The organism is Tahibacter soli, from assembly GCF_025717065.2.
Taxonomy (GTDB): Bacteria; Pseudomonadota; Gammaproteobacteria; order Xanthomonadales; family Rhodanobacteraceae; genus Tahibacter; species Tahibacter soli.
Window position 1 is genome coordinate 1,229,938 of sequence record NZ_JAOVZO020000018.1, and the last position, 22,575, is coordinate 1,252,512.

17 protein-coding genes are annotated in these 22,575 nt (G+C 71.0%); 9 read left to right on the top strand and 8 right to left on the bottom strand.

What is annotated here, in order from left to right; genetic code table 11:
• Positions 1 to 190 precede the first annotated feature (190 nt).
• Entirely contained in the window at positions 191 to 1,846 is a 1,656-nt protein-coding gene (locus OD750_RS18750; protein ID WP_263542194.1) for an esterase/lipase family protein, read from the bottom strand.
• Positions 1,847 to 1,917: 71 nt separating this feature from the next.
• On the opposite strand from OD750_RS18750, the gene OD750_RS18755 reads away from it, so the two are divergent.
• Together OD750_RS18755 and OD750_RS18760 are read left to right on the top strand one after the other, a co-directional pair.
• Positions 1,918 to 4,194, top strand: a complete 2,277-nt coding sequence (locus tag OD750_RS18755; protein WP_263542193.1) for a winged helix-turn-helix domain-containing protein — start codon at positions 1,918 to 1,920, stop codon at positions 4,192 to 4,194.
• A 218-nt stretch (positions 4,195 to 4,412) separates the two neighbouring features.
• Entirely contained in the window at positions 4,413 to 6,650 is a 2,238-nt protein-coding gene (locus OD750_RS18760; RefSeq protein WP_263542192.1) for an NHL repeat-containing protein, read from the top strand.
• A gap of 70 nt (positions 6,651 to 6,720) precedes the next feature.
• On the opposite strand, the gene OD750_RS18765 is transcribed toward OD750_RS18760, so the two are convergent.
• The gene (locus OD750_RS18765) at positions 6,721 to 7,545 is read right to left on the bottom strand and encodes an alpha/beta fold hydrolase (RefSeq protein ID WP_263542280.1); all 825 of its coding nucleotides are present in this window, start codon (positions 7,543 to 7,545) and stop codon (positions 6,721 to 6,723) included.
• Positions 7,546 to 7,934: 389 nt separating this feature from the next.
• Here OD750_RS18765 and OD750_RS18770 point away from each other — a divergent pair, with 389 nt between their 5' ends.
• The 6 genes from OD750_RS18770 to OD750_RS18795 all read left to right on the top strand — a co-directional run bounded on the left by OD750_RS18770 (position 7,935) and on the right by OD750_RS18795 (position 14,760).
• The gene (locus OD750_RS18770) at positions 7,935 to 10,829 is read left to right on the top strand and encodes a hypothetical protein (protein ID WP_263542191.1); all 2,895 of its coding nucleotides are present in this window, start codon (positions 7,935 to 7,937) and stop codon (positions 10,827 to 10,829) included.
• A gap of 14 nt (positions 10,830 to 10,843) precedes the next feature.
• The gene (locus OD750_RS18775) at positions 10,844 to 11,893 is read left to right on the top strand and encodes a hypothetical protein (protein ID WP_263542190.1); all 1,050 of its coding nucleotides are present in this window, start codon (positions 10,844 to 10,846) and stop codon (positions 11,891 to 11,893) included.
• 102 nt (positions 11,894 to 11,995) lie between these two features.
• Positions 11,996 to 12,622, top strand: coding sequence for an RNA polymerase sigma factor (locus tag OD750_RS18780; RefSeq protein WP_263542189.1), 627 nt, complete (start codon positions 11,996 to 11,998; stop codon positions 12,620 to 12,622).
• Entirely contained in the window at positions 12,619 to 13,260 is a 642-nt protein-coding gene (locus OD750_RS18785; protein ID WP_263542188.1) for an anti-sigma factor family protein, read from the top strand. The genes OD750_RS18780 and OD750_RS18785 overlap by 4 nt, the downstream gene beginning before the upstream one ends.
• 46 nt (positions 13,261 to 13,306) lie before the next feature.
• The gene (locus OD750_RS18790) at positions 13,307 to 14,248 is read left to right on the top strand and encodes a rhodanese-like domain-containing protein (protein ID WP_263542187.1); all 942 of its coding nucleotides are present in this window, start codon (positions 13,307 to 13,309) and stop codon (positions 14,246 to 14,248) included.
• Positions 14,245 to 14,760: a DUF1697 domain-containing protein gene (locus OD750_RS18795; RefSeq protein WP_263542186.1), complete on the top strand. Its 516-nt coding sequence runs from the start codon at positions 14,245 to 14,247 to the stop codon at positions 14,758 to 14,760. The genes OD750_RS18790 and OD750_RS18795 overlap by 4 nt, the downstream gene beginning before the upstream one ends.
• Positions 14,761 to 14,769: 9 nt before the next feature.
• On the opposite strand, the gene OD750_RS18800 is transcribed toward OD750_RS18795, so the two are convergent.
• The 3 genes from OD750_RS18800 to OD750_RS18810 are packed head-to-tail and all read right to left on the bottom strand — an operon-like array spanning position 14,770 to position 17,212.
• The gene (locus OD750_RS18800) at positions 14,770 to 15,003 is read right to left on the bottom strand and encodes a VOC family protein (RefSeq protein WP_263542185.1); all 234 of its coding nucleotides are present in this window, start codon (positions 15,001 to 15,003) and stop codon (positions 14,770 to 14,772) included.
• Between the two features lie 27 nt (positions 15,004 to 15,030).
• Entirely contained in the window at positions 15,031 to 15,165 is a 135-nt protein-coding gene (locus OD750_RS18805; RefSeq protein ID WP_263542184.1) for a VOC family protein, read from the bottom strand.
• 43 nt (positions 15,166 to 15,208) lie between these two features.
• Positions 15,209 to 17,212 (bottom strand): M3 family metallopeptidase, encoded by a 2,004-nt coding sequence (locus OD750_RS18810; RefSeq protein WP_263542183.1) that lies wholly within the window; start codon positions 17,210 to 17,212, stop codon positions 15,209 to 15,211.
• 517 nt (positions 17,213 to 17,729) lie between these two features.
• Here OD750_RS18810 and OD750_RS18815 point away from each other — a divergent pair.
• The gene (locus tag OD750_RS18815; protein ID WP_263542182.1) at positions 17,730 to 18,077 is read left to right on the top strand and encodes a KGG domain-containing protein; all 348 of its coding nucleotides are present in this window, start codon (positions 17,730 to 17,732) and stop codon (positions 18,075 to 18,077) included.
• 38 nt (positions 18,078 to 18,115) lie between these two features.
• Here OD750_RS18815 and OD750_RS18820 read toward each other — a convergent pair whose 3' ends face one another.
• From OD750_RS18820 to OD750_RS18830, 3 genes are all read right to left on the bottom strand, one after another.
• Positions 18,116 to 18,544 (bottom strand): DoxX family protein, encoded by a 429-nt coding sequence (locus OD750_RS18820; protein WP_263542181.1) that lies wholly within the window; start codon positions 18,542 to 18,544, stop codon positions 18,116 to 18,118.
• Positions 18,545 to 18,663: 119 nt separating this feature from the next.
• Positions 18,664 to 20,010, bottom strand: a complete 1,347-nt coding sequence (locus tag OD750_RS18825; protein WP_263542180.1) for an esterase/lipase family protein — start codon at positions 20,008 to 20,010, stop codon at positions 18,664 to 18,666.
• Positions 20,007 to 22,481 carry a CHAT domain-containing protein gene (locus tag OD750_RS18830; protein ID WP_263542179.1) on the bottom strand — a complete coding sequence of 825 codons (2,475 nt, stop codon included), beginning with the start codon at positions 22,479 to 22,481 and terminating at the stop codon, positions 20,007 to 20,009. Before OD750_RS18830 ends, OD750_RS18825 begins: the two co-directional genes overlap by 4 nt.
• Positions 22,482 to 22,575 lie beyond the last annotated feature (94 nt).

Here is a 22,575-nt window from a genome sequence, read left to right on the forward strand (position 1 = left end):
AGGAGCCGAGGGTTTCGGCGTTGCGACGCTTGAGCCCTCTCCTCCAAGCTTGCTTGGGGGAGAGGGTTGGCCGCTCGTGCGCATCCGGCGCCCGCGGCATTAGTACATCCATGTACGTCAGGCGAGGGGGCGACGCCCAGGTCTTCGTTGTAGCTGGATCGATAGCGCAACGAAAAAACTTATGAACTGATTATCTGGCGCCTGCGACATCCTCGCGCAAGATCCGCAGCACCTCCGCCACCGCCTCGCGACTCTCGTACACGTCGTGCCCCCACTCGACGACGAGCGTCGATGCCGCGCCCGGCAGCAGCGCGCTGTCGAGCGGCACGAAGCCGTCGGTCGGCGGATCGCGGCCCGGCAGGCTGCCGGCGATCGTGTGGTACGGAATCGACGGCAGCAGCGCCTGTGCCGCCTTGCGCACCGGCTGCGCCGTCTGCAGCGTCGTGATGCTGTTGAGCAGGCCGCGCTGGTACAGCATGCGCAGGTCTTCCTTGACGTAGCCCGCGTTCGCGCGGGCCAGGCGCCGCAGCGCGTCGATCTCCGGCGCGCGCTGGCCGACGATGCTGCGCGCCAGCCGGCCGAGGAATCCGTCGGCCGTCGGGCTGCCCTTGTGCGGCGACGCGATGAAGATCGCGCGCGTCACGCCGGGATAGCGGCCGAAGTGAAACACCTGGTCGGCCAGGCGCAGATCGTCCTCGTCGCCGGCGAAATCGCCGATCGGCGCGTTGAACGCGGCCGACCACAGTGCCTCGCCGCTGTCGACGCTGAGCAGTCGCGACAGCACGCCGCCGAGGCTGTGGCCGACCAGTACGATGCCGCGCCGCGCCGCGTCGTCGCCTTCGGGATCGACCGCCTGCCACGTCGCGTCGAGATAGCCGCGCAGGCGGTGCCGCAGCACGAGCGTCGGCGCGTTCGTCTGGTACACCATGTGCCACACTTGAAATTGTGAACGCAGCAGCGCGTCGCCCCAGATCGCGTTCGACAGCCGCGCCCACGCGAGCGGATTGCTGCCCAGGCCGTGGATCATCACGACCGGGCGCTTGTTCGGATCGTAGTCCTCGAGCAGGTACAGGCCCGCGCGCCGGCCGATTTCATTGCCGCGCAGCAGGCCCCAGACACCGAGCCGGCGCAGCGTCGACGTGCTCGCGCCGTGCGCGTAGAACGCGGACGTGTCGGCCGCGAGCGGATAGCGCCGCGCGCCGACCTGCACGTCGCCGAGCGCGACGGGATCGCCGATCACGAGCCGCGGCATCGGCGCGCCGGGCGCGTTTTCGATCCACGCGGTCGCCCAGCGGAACACGCCTTCGGGCGGCAGGTGCGTGCACAGCGGCCGGTCGTCGCAACGCGGCGCGAGCAAGGTCAGCGGCACGCCGAAGCCCGGCGTCGTGTGGCGCTCGCCGTCGAACAGGTCGGCCGGCACGTCGGCCGCGAGCGCGAGCTGCGCGGGCTTGGAGAAGTAATGACTGATGCGGCGAAAGTCGACGTCGACGGCGACGCCCGCGATGCGCGTCGGCCCCGGCCTCCAGCCCGGCGACGAGCGGCGCAGCACCGTTTCGAGCAGGCCCTCGGTGCAGCGGTTCGCGAGCGTCGCGGCGGCGCTGGCGACGTCGGCGCGCGGCGACGCCATCGGCGCGTACGCCGTCGCGGCGCAGCGCAGCCAGTATTCGGCGCGCGCGCGTTCGTTGCGGGCGTGCGCGGCGGAGTAGGCGAGGCTGCGCGCGGCTTCGAGTTCGGTCGATACGTCGGCGACGACGGGGGGCTGCGACGGCGGCGCGTGCGCGCACGCGGCGAGCAGCGCGCACAGCGCTGTCCCGAGACATCGAACACCGGCCGACGAGCTTCGCATGCATCCCCCTTCGCGCCGCGCAACGTTAGCGCATCTGCGCCGCGTTCGAACGGCGTGGCATCATCGCGTGGATGATCTACCGCTTCGGCGACTTTCGACTCGACCCGGCTGCGCGCGAACTGCGGCGCGCGGATGCCGCCGTTGCCGCGCCGCGCCGCGTGTTCGACCTGCTCGTGTACCTCGTCGAGCAGCGCGACCGCGCGGTCGGCCGCGACGAACTCGTGTCCGCCGTGTGGGGGCGCGTCGACGTCGCCGACGTGCAGGTGAGCCAGCTGATCGCGCGCGCGCGCCGCGTGCTCGGCGACGACGCGCAGGCGCAGACCGCGATACGCACGGTGCCCGGCTTCGGCTATCGCTGGGCGATGGCGGTGACGGTCGACGAGGCGCCGCCGCCCGACGTCGTCACGCCGTCGAATGCCGCGCCGTCGATCGACGCGCCGCCGTCGAAGCGCCGCATCGCGCTCGGGCTCGCGCTCATCGCCGCGCTCGTCGCCGCGCTGCTGTTCGCCACGCGCGACGGCGAACGCCGCGAAGCGCCGCGCGCGGCGGCTGCCGCGTCGATCGCGGTGCTGCCGGTCGACGTCGACGGGCCCGCCGATGCGAGCTGGGTGCCGCTCGGCGTCATGGATCTCGTCGCCGCGCGCCTGCGCGACGCGGGCCTCGCGGTGCCGCCGAGCGACAGCGTGATGGCCGCGCTGCATGCGGCGCGCACGCGCGACGCGACGCGGCCGGTCGCCGACGTGCGCGCGATCCTCGGCACCGCGCGGCTGGTGCGCGGCTCGGCGCGCAAGGCCGCGAACGGATGGATCGTCGCGCTCGAAACCGACGACGACGACGGCCAGCGCCATCGCGTGGAAGCCGAACGCACGGACGTGATCGATGCGGCGAGCCGCGCCGCCGACCTGCTGCTCGCCGCGCTCGGTCGCACCGACGCATCGCCGCGCGAGGGCGGCGACGCGCTCGACGAGATCGCGCAGCGCATCCAGGCCGCGACGCTCGCCGGGCGCTACGACGCGGCCGGCGAAATCCTCGAATCGGCGCCGCCCGACGTGCGCGCCAATCCGCGCCTGCGCCTGCAGGCCGCGCAGCTCGACTACTACCGCGGCCGCGTCGACGCGGCGCGGCAGCAGGTCGACGCGCTGCTCGCGACCGAACTCGACGCGCCGCTGCGCGCCCGCGCGCTGACGTCGCGCGGCCTGTTGCACGTGCGCGCGGGCGAATGCGCCGAAGCCGAGCGCGCGTTCGACGCGGCACTCGCGGCCTGGCCGAAGACCGAACCGACCGCGCTCGCCGGCCGCGGCCTTGCGCGCACGTGCCTGGAAAAGCACGCGGCGGCGGCCGACGATCTCGGCCTAGCGCGCGTGCGGCTCGAAGCGGCCGGCGACCGGCTCGGCGTCGCGCGCGCCGACAACTATCTCGGCATCCTCGATGCGAACCGCAACCGGCTCGATGCCGCCCGTGCGCGCTTCGACGCGGCGCGCGAAACGTTCGAGGCGTTCGGCGTGATCGACGCGCAGCGCGCGGCGCTGTCGGCGCTGATCGACACCGATGTGCACCTGTTGCGCTGGAACGACGCGCTGCGCGACGCCGAGCGCCTCGCGGCGCTGCGGCCGAAGATCACCGACGCGGCGCAGCGGCAGATTCTCGACAGCGACCGCGCGCGCGCCTACATCGGCGTCGGCCGCTGGCGCGACGCGGCGATGCTGCTCGCGCCGACGCCCGGCGAAGTGACGAGCGGCGCCGCGCAGCGCTATCTCGACGCGGTGCGCGCCGATCTCGCGTGGCGCGAAGGCCGCCGCGACGATGCGCGCGACGCCGCGCGGCGCGCGCTGGCCGACTGGCCCGACCGCGCGTCGGACGATCGCCGCGCGGCGGCCGTGCTCGTGCTCGCGCGCGCGTCGCCGGATTCGCCGGTGCCGGTGCCGCCGGCCGAGTCGGGCGACGACGTGCCGGCCGGTCTGCCGCTGCTGCGCATCGCGGCGGCCGAGCGCGCGGCGGCGAGCGGCGACGTCGCCGCCGCGTCGCACGCGTTCGTGCAGGCGCAAGCGGCGGCCGACGCGGCGGCCGTACCGTCGGTGCTCGTCGCGACGACGGCGAGCCACGCGCAATGGCTGATCGGGCAGGGGCGCGTCGAGGAAGCCGCGTCGCTCGCCGGCCGCATCGCGCCGTGGACCGCCGACGACTTCGACGGCGCGCTGCTGCGCGTCGCGCTGTTTCGCGCGCGCGGCGAGCACGAGGCGTGGCGCGCGAGCCTCGATGCGGCGCGGCGTCTGGCCGGCGAGCGCGCGATTCCGCCGGCGTTGCTCGAGGCGCCGCTGCCCGGGAATGTGCGCAACGTCATGAAATAGCGGTTTGATACCGGTTTGCTATCGCCCGGATAGCGGGCCGGCAAGGCGCGCGGCGGTCGCGGAACGACAGTCGGCAGACCGACCGTCACCACCGCGTCATGCGGCTGTGTTCGCGGTCATCACCCCCCGCGCCGAGGTCCATGACGATGTTGCTACGCCCGAATCGACTCGCTCTTGCACTGCTTGCCCTGCTCGCGTCCCCCGCTTACGCGAAACCCGTGACCGTCGCGCCGGCCGGCGGCGAAACCTGCTCCGCCGACGGCCTGTGCCTGACGCTGACCGTCGGCCGCGCCGATCCGGCGAACCCGCAGGCCTGTGCGGCCGAGGGCCCGCTGACGGTCGACGTCGGCGACCCGGTCAGCTGGTGCTACACGCTGCGCAACGCCGGCACGCGCACGCTCGGCTTCCACAACGTGACCGACAGCGTGCACGGCGCGGTGCTGTCGCAGCTCGCGCGCATCCTCGCGCCGGGCGAGTCGTACAGCCACGTGCGCGTCGAGCGTGCCGGCACGGCGACGACCGGCGCCGTGAACGCGCGCTGGACCGCGAGCGAGACGCAGTCGAGCTACACGACCGACGATGCGATCGCGTTCGACTACATCGACGCGACCGACGGCGACCAGCTCGCGATGACGGGCGGCTTCGCCAGCGCGCGCAGCACGGCCGTGACGCTGCCGTTTCCGATCGACTTCTTCGGCACGGTCACCGACCGGCTCTGCGTGGGGCACGGCGGCGTCATCGTCGTCGATACGTTCGTGTGCGCGCCGCCGAGCACGTTCGGCTTTCCGTCGTTCTACGTCGACAAGGCGATCGCGCCGATGTGGTCGAGCTTCGACAAGGACGTCGGTGCGACGTACATCAAGACGCTCGGCGAAGCCGGCCAGCGCCGCACCGTGATCGAGTGGAAGGACTACGCGCTCGACTTCCCGGAAATGCCGGGCTTCACGTTCGAGGTCGTGTTCGAGGAGGCCACCGGCGCGATCGTGTTCAACTATGCGTCGACCGGCTCGGGCGACGGCGCGTTCGGCGACGCCGGCGAAATGGCGGCGGTGGGACTGCAGTCGAGCGCCTCGACCGGCGTCGTCTACTCGTTGTTCGACCCGAATCTCGCGCCCGGCGACGCCGTGCGCTTCACGCCGGCACCGACGCAGACGTGGTCGGTCGATGCGAGCGTAGCGGTCGACATCGGCGCCGCGCGGCTCATGCTGCCGGTGCCGTCGCTGACCGCGAACGCGGGCGTCGGCATGACGATCCAGCAGCCGATGGTGGTGGTCAACACCGGCAACCGCGCGCTGACGTGGAGCGCCGGCGAATATCCGGCGGCGCCGCTCGCCGCGCTCGCGCCGCTGAAACTCGCGCCGCGCGTCGCCGAAAACGCGAGCCTGACGCGCGCCGGGCGCGATCCCCATCCGCGCGTGCTGCGCGCCGCGCCGCGCGCCGCCGCGCCGCTCGGCGGCTGGGACGTGCCGGCCTACGGCATGCAGTCGGTGCCGGGCGAAGGGCTCAACTACGTCACGCTCGACCTGCGCAACGACGCGGCGCTGCAGACGATCGTCCCGGCGATCGACCAGCGCGGCTTCGCCGGCATCACCGGCGGCGACTTCGTCGGCGAGGACTTCACGCAGCAGCTGATGATCGACAGCGACTACGACCGCCTGTACCGCTTCGACACGCTCACGGGCGCATCGACGCTCGTCGGCTGGCCGACCGGCAACATGACCAACGGCTTCGAGTACTGGAGCGGCGTGACGTGGGACGCGTCGACCGACACGCTGTACGGCGTCACGTCGCGCTACAACGCGCAGCGCGAGTGCTTCTGGACCGGCCTGTACACGATCGACGCGACGACGGCCGCGGCGAGCTACGTCGGCCCGATCGACACCGGCGCCGACAACTGCCTGATCGACATCGCGGTCGACGGCAACGGCGCGATGTTCGGCCTCGACATCAAGACCGACACGTTGATCGCGATCGACAAGGCCACCGGCAAGGCGACGACGGTCGGTTCGCTCGGCGTCGACGCGAACTATCTGCAAAGCATCAAGTTCGACCGCTCGACCGGCACGCTGTACTGGGCCGGCTACGCGCAGGGCATCGGTTTCGTCGCGACGATCGACCCGGTCACCGGCCAGCCGACGATGGTCGGCCCGACGCCGGGCAACCGCGAGATGGCGGCGGTCGCGATCGCCAAGGCCGGCGGCGACTGCAGCCAGCCGCTCGACACGCCGTGGCTGACGATCAACACGACGGGCGGCACGCTCGAGCCGGGTGCGCCGGCCGGCGTGTATCCGCTGACGTTCGACGCGTCGCAACTCGCCGCCGGCGAGTACCGCGCGTCGATCTGCGTGTTCAGCAACGATCCGGCGTATCGCGCGCATCCGGCGATCGTGCCGGTGAGCTTCACCGTGCACGCGCCCGACGCGATCTTCGCGAACGGATTCGAACAGGCGCGGTAACGCACCGGGAAAAAGCGGCGGCGCAAGAACGCGCCGCCGCAAGGGGTGTTGCGGGAGGGGGCGACGCCGATCAGCTCTTCACGAACGCCAGCATGTCGGCGTTGAGCTTTTCCTTGTGCGTGTCGGTGATGCCGTGCGGCGCGCCGGCGTAGACCACGAGCTTGGCGTGCGGCACGAGCTTCGCCGACGCGCGCGCCGCCGCGTCGATCGGCACGATCTGGTCGTCGTCGCCGTGCAGGATCAGCGTCGGCTTGTCGAATTTCTTCAGGTCCTCGGTGAAGTCGGTTTCCGAGAACGCCTTGATGCAGTCGTACGTGTTCTTGTGGCCGCCGAGCATGCCCTGCATCCAGAACGCGTCGATGACGCCCTGCGAGGGCTTGGCGCCCGGGCGGTTGTAGCCGAAGAACGGGCCGCTCGCGATGTTCTTGTACAGCTGCGAGCGGTCGGCGATCGAACCTGCGCGGATCTCGTCGAACACGCTGACCGGCAGGCCGCCGGGGTTCTTGTCGGTCTTGACCATCAGCGGCGGCACCGCCGAGATCAGGCCGAGCTTCGCGATGCGCTTCGTGCCGTGACGGCCGACGTAGCGTGCCACTTCGCCGCCGCCGGTCGAAAAGCCGAACAATGCGGCATCTTTTACATCGAGCGTGTCGAGGAGGTGCGCCAGGTCGTCGGCGTAGGTGTTCATCTCGTTGCCGTGCCAGGGCTGGCTCGAACGGCCGTGGCCGCGGCGGTCGTGCGCGATCACGCGGAAGCCGTTGGACGCGAGATGGAACATCTGCGCTTCCCAGCTGTCGGCGGTCAGCGGCCAGCCGTGGCTGAGCACGACGGTCGGGCCGGTGCCCCAGTCCTTGTAGTAGATCTGCGTGCCGTCTTTCGTGGTGACGTAGCTCATCGGTGTGCTCCGGGCGGTTGAAGGTGGGGCGGAAGCGGCGGACTTGCCGCCGGCGGCGAACGCCGGCAGCGGCAGCGCTGCGGTGGCGGCGAGCGCGGCGGCGGCGACGACGAGCGCGCGGCGTTCCGCGTCGATCGACGTGGGATCGGTTTCGTGCATGGCAACCCTCTCGGCGAGGCGCGCGGCACGGGCCGCGCGGGCCGGAAGATCATGCGCGCCGCGCCGAAACCGCGCAGTCCCCGAACGGGTATGGCGCCTTGCCCTGTTCGGGGAGCCCGGCCGTGCGCGGAGGCTGCGAACAATGATAGTTTTGCGCAGGTTTTCCCGAATGCATCGAACGTGCGGCGCTCGCCGCGCGACGACAACGGCTTGCGCACCAAGGGGGAGCGATGCTGATCGTGAAGGACGGCCTCGGCCGCGCGTTCGATCTCGACGCGAACACGCCGCTCAGCGACACGCTGCGCGCGCTGTCGCAAAGCCGCGGCGTCGGCATCGGCGACGCGCTCGTCGCGCTGTACAACTATCTGCACGGCGCGCTCGCGCAGAACTCGGCGCTCGCCAAGGCCGCGGCCGCCGCGCTGACCAAGGCCGAAACCGACGATGCGACGCTGACCGCGATCCTCGACGGCGCGCTCGGCAAGTTCCTGCTCGACCGCGAAGGCGGCAATCCGCTGCCGGTGCCGCGCACGCTCGCGTCGGCCGGCGCGCCGCTCGCCTACGCGCTGGACGCGAAGAAGACGATCGCCGCGAAAACCGGCGACGTGACCTTGTCGTTCGCGCCGACGGCCGGCGCGACGGCGCAGATCGCGGTGCTGCGCGGGCCGTCGCCGTCGGTCGATCCGCCGCTGGCGCTGCCGGCCGGCGACGCGCTGCTGCGCTTTTCGCTGTCGGGCGAGGTCGACGTCGAAGGTTCGTTCAAGGTGCCGTTCAACGGCGGCAGCGGCGCGGGCTCGGCCGGCGCCGGCGCGAGCGTCGAGATCGACGCGCTGTTCCAGTGGCCCGCGACGACGACCGTCGCCGGCGCGCTCGTCGAAAGCGTGGGCGGGCTCGCGTCGCCGTGGGATCTCGACGTCGTCGCGGCCGATCTCGCGCCGGTCGATGCGGGCGGCGAATGCCGCGGACTGCGCCGTCTCGCGTTCGACCTGACCGGCGATCTGCACCTGACCGGCACCGTGGGCCTCGGCCGCAGCTGGCGCTACGTCGACAAGAATTTCGCGCAAGGCGTCGATCTCAACGCGACGCTCGGCGTGCAGGCCGACCTGTCGCTCGGCTGGTCGCGCAACGGCGCGTTCCGGCTGACCGTCGAGCGCGCGTCGGACGGCTCCGTCGCGATCGGCGTGCATCGCACCGACGGCACGCAGGGCACGTTCGGCGCCGATCTCACGGCGGGGCTCGTCGTCACCGGGCTCGGACAGGCCGCGCAGCCGATCGTCGACGATCTGTTTCCCGATGCGACGGGTCTCATGCAGAAGCTGCGCGCGTGGAGCGCGCCGGGGACGATGCTCGTCGACCGGCTGCTCGCGCAGATCGGCAGCGACGATCCCGCGGTCGCGGCGCTCGCGCAGCTGCTGCTCGGCCGCACGACGAGCGGTGAGGCGCAGACGCAGATTCGCGACCTGATCCTCGCCGAGATCAAGGAGCAGGTGAACACGTATGTGCCGTTCTGGAAACAGCTGTCGCAGCCGACCGCGCTCGCCGCGCAGCTGTCGGCCGCGCTCGCGCGCCGCTTCGGCGCCGAGGGCGACGCGGCGGCGCTGATCGCGCAGCAGCTGCAGAAGTGGCTCGCGCCGGCGCTGACGAAGGCGTACCAGGATTTTTCCGCGGCGATGACGACGCTCGCGACCGACGCGTCGAACACGCTCGCGCCGCTGCTGGCCGCGTTCGGCAAGATCGGCGAAGACGTCGCCGCGCTGACGAAGGCGATCGACGCCGACGCGTCGGCCGTCGTCACGCCGGCGCTGCGCCTGATGCAGCGCTACGAGGCGATTCGCGCGCAGGTGCTCGATGCGGTGACGGCCGCATCGAAACTCAAGCTCGGCCTGGGCCTGAAGCTTGCGTATTCGCGCACGACGAACGACACGGCCGAAGTGTCGTTCCGCGTCGCGCAGGTGACCGACCGCACGCGGCTCGTCTACCGCAGCCTCGTGACCGGGCGCCTGGACGCCGCGTGGGGCGTGCTGCAGGCCGCGATCGACGCCGGCGAGATCGTCGCGCTCGACGGCGCGTTCACGAGCGCGATCGCGCGGTCGCGCAGCCTCGATCTGTCGCTGTCGTTCGGCGACGCGTCGATCGCGTGGGACGCGTCGTCCGCGTCGAGCGCGACGATCACGGTCGAGGCGAACGGCATGCTCAGCGTCGGGCAGGGCCGGTTCACGAGTTCCAATGTGGCCAAGGCGTTCGGCCGGTCGAGCGGCGCGAGCTTCGGCGGCACGCTCGACGTCGCCGCGGCGCTCGCGCATCCGGCCGCCGCGCTGCCGGTCGCGTTCGGGTTCGCGCTGAACTATCAGGACAAGCGCATGCAGCCGTCGGAACTGGCGACGTACCTGCGGTCGCTGCAGCGCGTCGGCGGCGGCGCGGCGCTGTTCGGCGACGACGCGGTGCGCGCCGCGCTCGCGCAGTACGGCGCGGCGCCGGCCGACGCGCGCGTCGACACCGTCGTGAACCTCGACGCGGCGACGCTGCAGCGCGTGTTCGATCTGACGACGACGAGCAACGGCCGCGCGCGCATCCTCGCGACCGCGCGCGCTGCGCTGTTCGCGGCCGGCGCGGCGCGCGACACGGGCGTCGCCGTGCTCACCGCGCTCGCGGGCGGCACGAATCCCGCGGCGATCGCGCAGGTACTCGCCGATCTCGCCGATCTCGACGCGTTCGCGATCGGCCAGCGCTACGGCGCCAAGACCGGGCAGACGCTGCCGACGACCAGCGGCGCCGACCAGCGCGTGTACCAGGACGTGCGCAACATCAACGGCCTCGCCGCCGGCCTCGTCGACGCGCTGACCGCGCTCGCCGGCGCGCCGGCGCTGTTCGTCGCGGCGCAGGCGCAGACCGGCGATCCGGCCGCGCAGGCGACGCGCTACGCGCGCGCGCTCGACGGCGTCAACACGCGCGTCAACGCGGGCATCGGCGCGTGGTTCGAACAGTTCGGACAGACCGACCAGGCGCCGTCGTTCGCGGTGGCGCTGCTCGCGTCGCTCGCGCAGCTGGCCGACCTGCCGGCGCCGCTGCTCGTGCCCGTCGCGCAGGTGCGCAGCGCGGCCGGCACGCTGCGCGTCCTTGCATTCTGAAGACGGAGATATCCATGTTCGGTTCGGAAATCCTGGACGTCGCGATCGGTCTGTCGCTGATCTATCTGTTGCTGGCGTCGATCTGCAGCCTGCTGCGCGAACGCGCCGAGGCGCTGCTGAAAACGCGCGCGATCGATCTCGAACGGGGCATCCGCTCGCTGCTCGACGATCCGGACGGCGTGATGGCCGCGAAGATCTACAACCATCCGCTCGTCAGCGGCCTGTTCGTCGGCACGTACGACCCGAACGCGCTCAAGGGCGCCGGCGACGACAAGCGCATGCCGCGCGGCACGACGCTGCCGTCGTACATCCCGGCGAAGAACTTCGTCGGCGCGCTGCTCGATACCGTCGGCGGCACCTCGGCGGCCGACCTGCGCACCGCCGCGGCGACGATTCCCGACGACGCCGTGCGCAAGGTGATGCTGCATGCGCTCGACGACGCGGCCGGCGACGTCGCGCGCCTGCGCACGAATCTCGAAACGTGGTTCAACAACGGCATGGACAGCGTATCGAGCTGGTACCGGCGGCGCAGCCAGAACGTGATCATGCTGCTGGCGCTGGTCGCGACGGTCGTGGTCAACGCCAACACGCTGACGATCGTCGAACGCCTGTCGATCGACGATTCGCTGCGCGCGACGCTCGTGGCGCAAGCCGGCGACCGCGGCGGGCAGGGCGTCGCCGTCGCCGATCCGTACGCGCAGCTCGGCAAGCTCGGCCTGCCGCTGGGCTGGCAGGGCGGCTGGCCCGGCGCGCGCGGCAATCCGCTGGTCGCCGCGCCCGCCGCCGTCGGCTGGGCGTGGTGGTGGGAGCAGGTGCTGCAGCCGCTGATCGGGCTGCTCCTGACCGCGTTCGCGGTATCGCTCGGCGCGCCCGTATGGTTCGACGTGATGAACCGGCTGGTGTCGCTGCGCGCGTCGCTCAAGCCGCCCGAGACGCCGGTGCCGGCCGCGCCGCCGAACGTGACGGTACAGATGGTGATGCCGGCGGCGGCGGGCGACTTGTCCAACAATGGAATTTCGCCGGCAGGCGCGGAACCGAACGTCGCGAACGTTGTCGCAAAGTGAACAATCGCCGCACGTTCGCTCCGACGACTGGCTTTCGTCCGCCGACTTGTTCATGATCGCCGTCGTCGGCGCCCGGTTTACCAGTCGCGAGAGGCATCCCCGATGGAAGGAATGTCGGACGGTGAGAGACCCCCATCGGAACCTGCCGCGCCGGCCGTCTCCGAGTCCGACGTCCTGCGCTGCCTGCCCGGCGTGCGCGCGATGATTCTGCGCATGACGCGCGACATCCACCTCGCCAACGACCTCGCCCAGGACGTCATGATCGCGATGGTTGTGGCCATTCGCGAGGGCCGCGTGAAGCAGCCCGAGGCGCTCGCCGGCTACGTCCATGAAACCGCGCGGCACATCGTCTACGCCGCTAACCGCAAGATGCGGCCGATCTCCGTCGAGACGCTGCCCGAACACGAGTCGGCCTGGCTCGACGCGCCGCGCACGCCGCTCGACTACGTCGAGGAAGACGAGCTGCGGCGCTTCGCGCTCGAAGTGCTCGACGAACTGCCGGCGCAGCGCGACCGCGACCTCATCGTCGGCTTCTACGTCGACGGCCTCTCCAAGGCCGAACTGATGCAGCGGCTGTCGCTCGGCGCCGACCAGTTCGACAAGGTGATTTTTCGCGCGCGCACGCGGATGCGCGACCGGCTGCGCGAAAAAATGCAGGAAAAACGCGAGCAGGTGCGAGATACGGCGCCGCCGCGCGACCCTGATAGCGGCAAGTCGAGGCACGCATGATCGAACCGCTCGACCATTATCTTCTGCGCGCCTATCTCGACGGCGAGATGGACGAGGCGACCGCGCAGGCGTTCGAAATACGCCTGATCGAGCGGCCCGACCTCGCCGAGCTCGTCGACGCCGACTTCGCGCTCGGCGCGGGCCTCAGGGCGGCCGGCGTCGGCGATGCCAAGCCTGCGCCCGTCGCGAACGGCGTCGTGGCGCTGCCGGCGCGGCGCGCGGCACGACCGCTCGCCCAGGCCGGACCGTGGCTCGCGGCAGCCGGCGTCGCGCTGGCGATAGGCCTCGGTGCCGGGCGCATGCTGCGACCCGAGCTGCCGCAGCCGCCGGCGCTCGTCGCGGCGACGCTCGTGCAGGTCGACAAGAATCGCAGCGCGCCGGGCGGTGCGATCGAGGCGCGCATTCCGGCGAGCGGCAGCGTCGTGCTGCTCGTGCCGGTCGCCGCCGTCGACGCCTGTCCGGTGCGCGTGGAAATCCGCCAGGGCGCCGGCACGCTCGCCGCCGATGCGACGACCGACAGCTTCGGCTACGCGAATCTCGTCGTCGACGCGGCGCGTCTGATGCCCGGTCCCGCCGAGATCGAAGTCGGCTGCGTGGGCGGCAAGCCGGCGAAATACGCGATGACGTTCGTGCGCTGACCGATGGGCCGCGTATGATGTCGGCTTCCTTCGGCGTGCATCGCGCATGGACACGTTGCTGCATCTCGTCACCGAATACGGCCTCGTCGTCGTCTTCCTGAGCGTGCTGCTCGACCAGGGCGGCATCCCGGTGCCGGCCTATCCGCCGATCATCGTCACGAGCGCGCTCGCGGTCGACGCGGGCGACAGCGTGCTGGCGATACTCGTCGTGGCGACGCTGGCCGCGGTGATCGCCGACTCCCTGTGGTTTTCGGCCGGCCGGCGCATCGGTGCGCGCATGGTGCGACTGATGTGCCGCCTGTCGCTGTCGCCCGATTCGTGCGTGCGCACGACGCGCGGCATCTACGCGCGCTGGGGGCCGGCGTCGCTGACGGTCGCGAAATTCGTGCCGGGCTTCGCCGCGGTCGCCACGACGCTCGCCGGCGAAACCGGCACGAGCGTGCGGCGCTTCGTACTGTACGACGGCATCGGCGCGCTCTTTTGGAGCGCCGTCGCCGTCGCGCTCGGCGTCGTCTTCCACGGCGCGGTCGAAAGCCTGCTCAATCGCCTGGACGAACTCGGCCGCTACGGCCTCATGCTCGTCGTCGCGGGCCTCGCCGCGTTCGTCGCGTGGAAATGGCTCAACCGGCAGCGCGTGCTGCGCCAGTTGCGCATGGCGCGCATCTCGCCGATGGAGCTGTACGACCTGATGGAAAAGGGCGCCGCGCCGCTGATCCTCGACGTGCGCACCGAACAGCAGCGCGCGAGTACCGGCTGGATTCCCGGCGCGGTATTCGTGTCGACGCCCGACGCGACCGGCGTCGCGCCGCACGACGAGGTGGTGATCTATTGCGACTGCCCGAACGAAGTGTCGGCCGCCGTGCTCGCGCGGGAACTTAAAAAACAGGGCTTCAAGCGCGTGCGGCCGCTGGCCGGCGGCTTCGAGGCGTGGCGCGCGTCGGGCCATCGCTACGACGGCCCGGCCGGCGGCGCGGAAGCGGCGGCATGAGCGTCTACGTCGTGCTGCTGCGCGCGGTCAACGTCGGCGGCACCGGCAAGCTGCCGATGAGCGAGTTGAAGACGTTGTGCGAGGCGGCCGGCCTGAAAAACGTGCAGACGTACATCGCGAGCGGCAACGTCGTGTGCGAAAGCGGCGCGACGGCGGCGACGGTGAAGAAGAAGCTCGAAGCGGCGCTCGCGGACTACGCCGGCAAACCGGTCGGCGTGCTCGTGCGCGATCCCGAAGAAATGGCGCGGGTGCTCGCCGACAATCCGTTTCCGAAGTCCGCGCCGAACCGCACCGTCGCGATCTTTCTCGATGCGGCGCCGCCCGCCGACGCGATCGCGCAGGCGAAGCACCGCGAGGGAGAAGAAATCGCCCTGGGCCGGCGCGAGATCTACGTGCACTACGGCGACGGCATGGCGTCGTCCAAGCTCGTGCTGCCCGCGGCGAAGGCCGGAACCGCGCGCAATCTCAACACCGTCGCGAAGCTCGCGCAGATGGCGGCGGCGCGGCGCTGAGACGACGGTTCAGCCGGCCGGCCGCATCGGTTCGCCGATCGACCAGCGATGGCCGAACGGGTCGGCGATCTGGCCGTAGCGCTGGCCCCAGAACTGCATTTCGAGCGGGATGACGACGCTGGCGCCGGCCGCGAGCGCGCGCTGCCACAGCGCATCGGCGTCGGCGACTTCGACGTGCACGACGACGGCCGCCGGCTTTTCGACCGGTTGGCCGTACTCGGGAAAAAAGTCCCAAAGGAACAAATCCGCATCGTTCACGCGCAGGTGCGCTTACATCACGCGCGCGCCGTCCTCGGCGAGCGACACGCGTATTTCCTCGGCGCCGAACGCGGCCTTGTAGAACGCGATCGCCTTCCGTCCGCCGTCGACGGCGAGACAGGGCACCAGTCCGCTCGTCTTGTGCATGGCAGGCTCCGCGGCGTCGCAAAGGGCAGGCGCCGCGATCGTATCACCGCGCGATGCCCAGATCGCGGTAGAAAGCCTCGGCGTTCGGCTTGCGGCCGAGAAACCGCTCGACGAGCACTTCGGGATTTTCGGTGCCGCCGGGTTCGAGTACGGCGCGCCGGTAGCGCGCGCCGACGGCCGGGTCGTCGATGCGCGGCGCGAACGCGGTGTAGAGGTCCTGCGCGTAGACGAGCGACCACAGGTAGCCATAGTACGCCGCGTCGTAGCCGCCCATCAGCGGCAGGAAGCTCGCCTGCGGCGTCACGCCGCGCACCGGCGCGAGCGCGGTATATTTTTTCGCAAACTGCCGCCAGCGGCGCGTGGTGTCGCCGCCGGCGTCCGGGCCGTGCAGCGACAGGTCGTACGCGGCGAACATCGCCTGGCGCGTCCACGTCGCGCCGGCCGACGCGTAGCGCGCGGCGACGAGTCGTGCCGCGAGATCGGCCGGCAGCGGCGCGCCGTCGCCGACGCGGCCCGACACGCGCGCGAGCACGTCGGGATGCCACGCCCAGTTCTCGAAGATCTGCGACGGCGCTTCGGTGAAGTCCATGCGCGTGTTCGCGCCGTACAGCGTCGCGTAGCGCGCCGTCGACAGCGTCGTGTGCATGACGTGGCCGAACTCGTGGAAGAAGTCGGCGAGTTCGCGGTGCGAGAACAGCGCGGGTTCGCCGGGCGCCGCGGCCGGGCCGTTGCCGATGATCGACGAGACCGGTCGCGTGTACGTGCCGTCGGGTCGCAGACGCCCGGAACGCAGCGCGAAGTTCGCCGGCCGCAGAAATTTGCCGGCGCGCGGCGCGAGATCGAGATAGAACTCGCCGATCGTCGCGTCGCCGTCGACGATCGCATAGCGCTCGACCCCGTCGGCCCACGCCCGCGCCGGTTCGATATTCACGAAGCGCAGCGAAAACAGCCGCTCGTATTCGCGCAGCACGGCCGGCACGACGCGCTCGACCGGGAAATAGCGCCTCAGCGCTTCGCTGTCGATCGCGAAGCGCGCGCGTTCGTCGCGCGTCTGATAGTACGCATAGTCCCATTGTGCAAAAGCGCCCAGATCGCCGTCGGCGCGCTTGATCGACGCCAGGTGCGCGATCTCCTCGCGGGCGCGCGGCAGGAGCGTCGCGTCGACGTCGTCGACGAGCGCGAGCGCGCGTTCGGGCGTCGCGGCCATGCGCGTGGCGAGCTGGCAGGTCGCCCAGTCGCGGCAGCCGGCGAGGCGCGCGATGTCGCGGCGCAGCGCGAGCGCGGCTTCGAGCCGGCGCACGTTCGCCCGGCCGCCGATCGCGAAGTACGCGCGCCAGTAACGCTCGCGCGCCGCTGCCGGCGCGTGGCGCATGACGAGTTCGTAGCGATGGTTGTCGACCGGCACGGCGTAGCCGTCGCCGGCGCGCGCGAGCGACGCGCGCGCCGATTCCGGCAGCGCGGCGATTTCCGCGGCCGAGAAGACGACCGTGCGGCGGTCGGCGCCGAGCGCCGCGATATAGCCGCTTTCGAGTTTCTGCAGACGTTCGAGCAGCGTGCGCAGGCGCGCGCGCCGTTGCGGCGGCAACGCCGCGCCGCTTCGCCGGCCGGCCTCGGCATAGTGCGCGGCGAGCGCGCGGTCGATGGCATCGGGCGCGTCGCGCGCGGCGGCGGCAGCGGCGGCGTAGAGCACGGGATCGCCGGCGAGTTCGATGCGCAACGCGGCGACGGCGCCGGCACAGTCGGAAGCCGCCGCGCGGACGGCGTCGTCGGCGGAGATATCGGCCAGAAGGCGCTGCGCGACCAGCGCCTCGTCGAGCGCGGCGACGGCGTTTTCGGTCGCGAGCACGACCGCGAACGGCGGTTGCGCGGGTCGCGCCGCGAGCTGCGCGCGCGTCGCGGCGAGCGCGTCGGCGCAGGTCGCCGCGATCTGCGCGGGCGGCGCGTGCCAGTCGAATGGCGCGTCGGTCGCGTGCGCGGCGGGACCGCCGATGAGGACACCCCAGATCAGGACACCCCGGACCTGGACCCCCGGGACCTGGACACCCAAGGTACGGACGCTCCGGACGGGGACGTCCGTCGACCCGCAAATCCGGACCTGGACACCCAGGATTCGCCGGACCTGGACACCCAGGATTCGAACCTGGACACCCAGGATTCGGACGAGAACGCCCGTCAACCCGCAAAAAAGGACACCCGTCAACCGGCCGACGATCGTCATCGCTTCCCCCGAACCCAGCGTACGCAGTCTCGCGAGGATTCGAACCTGGACACCCAGGATTCGGACGAAAACACCCGTCAACCCGCAAAAAAGGACACCTGCCAACCGGCCGACGATCGTCATCGCTTCCCCCGAACCCAGCGTACGCAGTCTCGCGAGTGTAGGGCCGGAACGGGCTAGCGGCCCGTGCAGTTTGCATAACGCACGACGCGCGTCAGGCGAATTGCAGCGGTGGCGGATGGACGATTTGGCGTCATTGCAGGGTTTGCGCGCAGGAATGGAATTTGCGGTAGCTGGTATGCCGCGCTCGACCCGGACCGCGGACGATTGCCGACGGAGAGACTCAATGAACGTTTACGATCAGAACGCCCACGCCCTGCACACCCTTTCCGAAACGACGGAATATGCCGCCGCTCCGGCGCCCAAGCGCACGAGCCGCCGCGGCTTCGCGTCGATGGATCGCAGCCGCCAGCGCGAGATCGCGAGCGCCGGCGGCCGCGCCGCGCACGAACGCGGCACTGCGCACACCTTCACCTCGGAAGAAGCGCGCGACGCCGGCCGCAAGGGCGGCGTGTCGATCAGCCGCGACCGCGAGCACATGGCCGCGATCGGCCGCAAGGGCGGCGAGGCGCGCGGCGCTTCGGCGAAGCGCACGGCCGACCAGCCGGCGCCGCCGCCGCAGCAGCAGCCGTAAATCGCAAAGCGTTGTTCGCCGGACGGACTCTGCCCCCTTCAGAGTTCGTCCGGCACGACGCGTGCTCCCGCGAACAGCGCCCGCAGCCGCGCGTCGCGCAGCGCAAGACCCGTCCAGGCCGCGGCGCCGAGGTATGCGCCGAACAGCTGATGGGTGACGAGCGGCGAGCCGAGCGCGTAGTGCGTGACGACGGCACCGCCGCAAACCGCGGTCAGGAGCACCGCGCCGACGAGCGCGGTGCGCGGCAGGGCGTACAGGGCCGCGCAGCCGAGGATCAGAGCGCCGAGGAGGCGCGTCAGACCGATGTCGTCGCTGTAGCCGAGCGGCGGGAGCGCGCCGGGCGGAGGCACGATCGGCACGAGCTTGGCCACGGCGTCGAACACGAGCAGCAGTATCACGAGGTCGCTCAACACGCGCCCGAGCCGGCGCGCGCCGCGCGACGGCAGGGAAGCTTCGATCGCTGACATTTCAACTCCTTGCGTCGCATCGTTGAGACGCCGGCGACGTTGCGCGCGGCCGGCTTTCGTCTCTGCGACGAACGGTGAGGCGCCAAATCGACAGCGCCGCGCGACGAATTCGAACGTCGTTACCGCTTGAGCCAGTCGCCGAGCTTTTCGACGGTCCTCGCCTGCACGAAATAGTTGCAGTGGTGCACCTGGTCGCTCGTGGCGAATTCCAGCAGATCGCCCTTGGGAATGTCGGTGCGGGCGATGCGCGTCATGCAGTCGTTGTCGACGACGAGGTCGTTGGCACGGTCGAACAGCAGGTCGGCGCCCTTGTTCGCCAGGCGCAGCGTCGGGTTCGCCCAGCGCTTCCAGAATTTCCAGATCGGGGCATCGGGCGTGGCCGGCTCGAAGTTCGACAGGATCGCGAACGGCTTGAAACCGCCGGGCAGGTCGGCCGCATGCAGGCGCAGCAGTTCCTGGTTGTTCTCGACGCGCGACTGCGCGTGCAGGCCCGGCAGCAGCACGACCCCGGCGTCGACGAACGACGAATGCGACGCGGTCTGCAGCACGCCGCCGAAAATGCCCATGAGACCGGCCGCGGCGCCGAGAAACGGCGTGAGCGGCGTGACGATCGTGCCGGCCGCCTTGGCGACGCCGCCGATCGCGCCGGCGAAGTTCGCGAGGTAGTCGAGCGTCGCCTGGATGCGCGAGGGCGCGGCGAGGCTCGTGCCCTGCAGCGGCGCGCCGACGAAGACGACGTGGCGCACCTTGATCTGCGTCAGCCGCAGCCACCACGCCGCGACGAGCCCGCCGCGGCTGTGGCAGACGATGTCGAGCTCGCCCGCGTAGCCCGCCGCCGCGAGCGCGTGCTGCAGGTCCAGCGCGTTGAGCACCGGGCTGACCGAAACGGTCGGGTGATCGAAGGTCAGCAGCTGCCGCTGGCCGGCCGCGAGGCTTTCGAGCAGTTTGCGGCCGGCCGGATCTTCGCCGAGCGTGTCGAAGAACATCTGGCTTTTGGAAAAAGTACCGTGGATCAGCAGAACGGCCGGCAGCTTCGGATCGACTGCGTCCAGGGTCCATTTGTCGCCGGCCTTCGCGGGCGGGCGGCGGCGCCACAGGCCGTTGTCGGGGTTGAGCCAGACGTCGAGCTTCTGCAGACGCTCGATGATCCGGTTCGGCGGAATTTCCTGGAAGCGGAACTCGTGCACCGTCGCGGCGCCCGCGCGACGCACCTCGCGCTGCGCCGCGCGGCGGGGACCGAGCTTGCGCGGCGGCCGGCGGTAGCTCCAGCGCAGCACGCCGTCGCTGCGTTCGAGCGTCACCGACGCGAGGTTGCCGCCGACGTCGAGCGACGCGCGGCGCATGCGCTTTTCGGCCGCAGTGCGCGGCGTCTCGACCGGTTCGGTCTGCGCGAACACGTCGAGTTTCGGAACGATGTCGTCGAGCGCGTGCCTGAGCGTGCTGTCGTCGACCGCGGGCGCGTTCATGCGTTGTCTCCCAGTATCGGCAGCGGCCGGACGAGCGCCGCGCGCGCGCTCGCGATGTCGATCATCAGTTCGAACGCGTTCGCGTCGTCGAGGTTGCGCTGCCCGACGTCGACGGCCTGCCAGAACCCCGAAGCGCTCGTCAGCGCCGTCGCTTCGAGCAGTACGAGATCGTTGGCCTCGACGCTGCTGACGATCTCGTAGTACGCCGGCGGTCCCGACACCCAGCTTTCGGACTGCACCGTCACGGCCGTCGACTGCTGGAACTGGTCGCGCTCCATGTCGGCCGCGGCCTGCGTGCGCGCGTCGACGAAGCGGTCGTGCGCTTCGGGGCTGCGCCAGTAGCCGGCGAACGCGTGCCCCCGGATCAGGAACACGACGGGGTAGATGTCCACATATTCCAGGCACGCGGCGAGCAGCAGCGCAAGGTCGATGCAGGTGCCGGCGCGCTGGCGCAGCATCGTGCTCGGCGTGCGCAGGCGCTGCACCGGCGTTTTTCCGCCGTACGACGGCGGGGGATTGATGTAGCCGAGCCGCCAGTCGTAGACGATCGCCGACCAGATCGCCAGCACCTGCAGGTCGACGTCCTCGCAGGGGTTGTCGCGCGCGCCGTCGATCGACTGGTAGCCGTCGAAACCGGCGGCGGGATCGTCGCGCAGCACGCGCACGTAGTTGAACGCGGTGGCGATCAGCGCGGCGATCGCGGGATCGCGCGGCAGCACGAAGCTCGGCAGCCACCAGCGGTCGATGTCGGTGTCGTGCCACAGGTCGGCCGGCGGCAGCGCGACGGTGAAGCTGTCGCGCTTGAGCACGCGCTCGCCCCAGGTGATTTCGACGAACACGAGCGTGTTGACCGCTTCGCGCGTCGTGCGCAGCACCGTGTCGATCAGCGACGCCGCGATGTCGCCGGAGAGGTCCACGTTGTCGGCGTCGACGACGACCGTGCGGCGCCACGGGAACGAACCCTGGCCGCAGCACAGCTCGACGTGCACGTTGATGCCGGCATAGCGGCCGGGCTGCACGCGCACGAGCTTGAACTTGCGAAACAGCGGCCGGCCGTTGTGCATCAGCGCGTAGTTGAGCTCCCTGAGCGGCTCGATGTCGATCTGCAGATAGTCGTTGATCTTGTCCTGCGGCACGTCGGCCGGATCGATCGCCTTGAGCTTGTCCGGCGCGTCGTCGACGCAGACGTCGACGGCGGCGCGTCGCTGCGGCCCCGCGTCGACGATCAGCGGCGCGGCCGTCCACAGCACGGCGCCGGTGCCGGTCGCGGCGGCCGGTCCGCGCGAACGCAGCTTCAGCACGGCGTCGCAGAACGCGTCGCGAAGATTCCACTTCAACGCGCGGTAGCTGCGGTAGAAATCGGTGAAGAACTGCTCGGTGAGATCGTCGCGGAACCAGTCCTGGAAGCCGATCACGGCGCCGACGCCCTTGCCGATCAGCGCCGGCGCGATTTCCGACGACGAGTTCCAGAAACTCAGGCTCACGAGCGCGGGGCGCGCGCCGCCGGCGGTCAGCGCGTCGGCGAGCGACTGCGCGGTGAGGTTTTCGATCGGTTCGGAGCGGTCGGTCGAGACGACGAGATAGCCGTCGTCGATCTTGCGCGCGGACTGCCGGTCGGTCAGATCGCTGTCGACGAGCCGATAGCCCTGGTGCGCGTCGAAGCCGGCCAGATGCACGATCTGCGGCTGGTACTGGCGAATCTTGGCCGCGAGTTCGGCGCGGGTCGGCTGCTTGAGTTCGCGCCACACGAGACCGGCCGCTTTCGCCGCCGCCTTGCCGCACAGCATCGCCTGCGTGAGCGCGCGTTCGGTGGTGAAGCTGTAGGCGTCGCGCAGCCCGCCGGGCTGGCTCTCGACGTACAGCACGGTTCCGCCCGGCGCCGGCGGCGGGCCGTGCGGTTCGGCGTATTCGAGCTGGCGGCAGACGATCAGCGGGCGGTTGTTGCGCAGCGTGCGCGTCGCGCTCGTGAGCAGGAATTCCCACGGCATGATGCGGCTTTCCCAGCCGTCGTCGGTGCCGTGGTACGGCACGACGACCTGCGCGAACTCCGACTGCGCGAGCTGCGCGAGTCCGTCGTCGCCGAGCATCGACGCCACGAGCCGCTCCGCGTCGGACGCGAGCGACCTGACGCGTTCGAGCGAGTTCGACCAGCGGCGGCGGTTGCGCACGCTCAGCGCCCATTGCATGGCTTCCGAGCGCAGCGCGCGCACCGAGTCGAACGCGCCGAGCACGGCCTCGTCGTAGTCCGGCGGTTCGGGAACCAGGCGATGTTCGGCCTGCGGCAGACGCAGCCGCGGCAGGCCGTTGTGCGCCGGATCGTCGGCCGGCGCGGCCGGCTGCGGCTTCTTCTTCGGCGCCCTGGGGCGAGGCGTCGGCTTTTTCGCGGCGACGGCCTTCGGGCTCTCGGACTTCACGACCATGGCATCCCCCGGCGGACCGTGGCGATCGATATCGATGTTAACTGTACCCATGGCGACAAATCTCCCACGCCGCCGTCGCAGGGATTGAGAGGTTCGGGCCTGAAGCGACACGAAAGGTATGACCCGGATCGTTCTCCCGATGTAT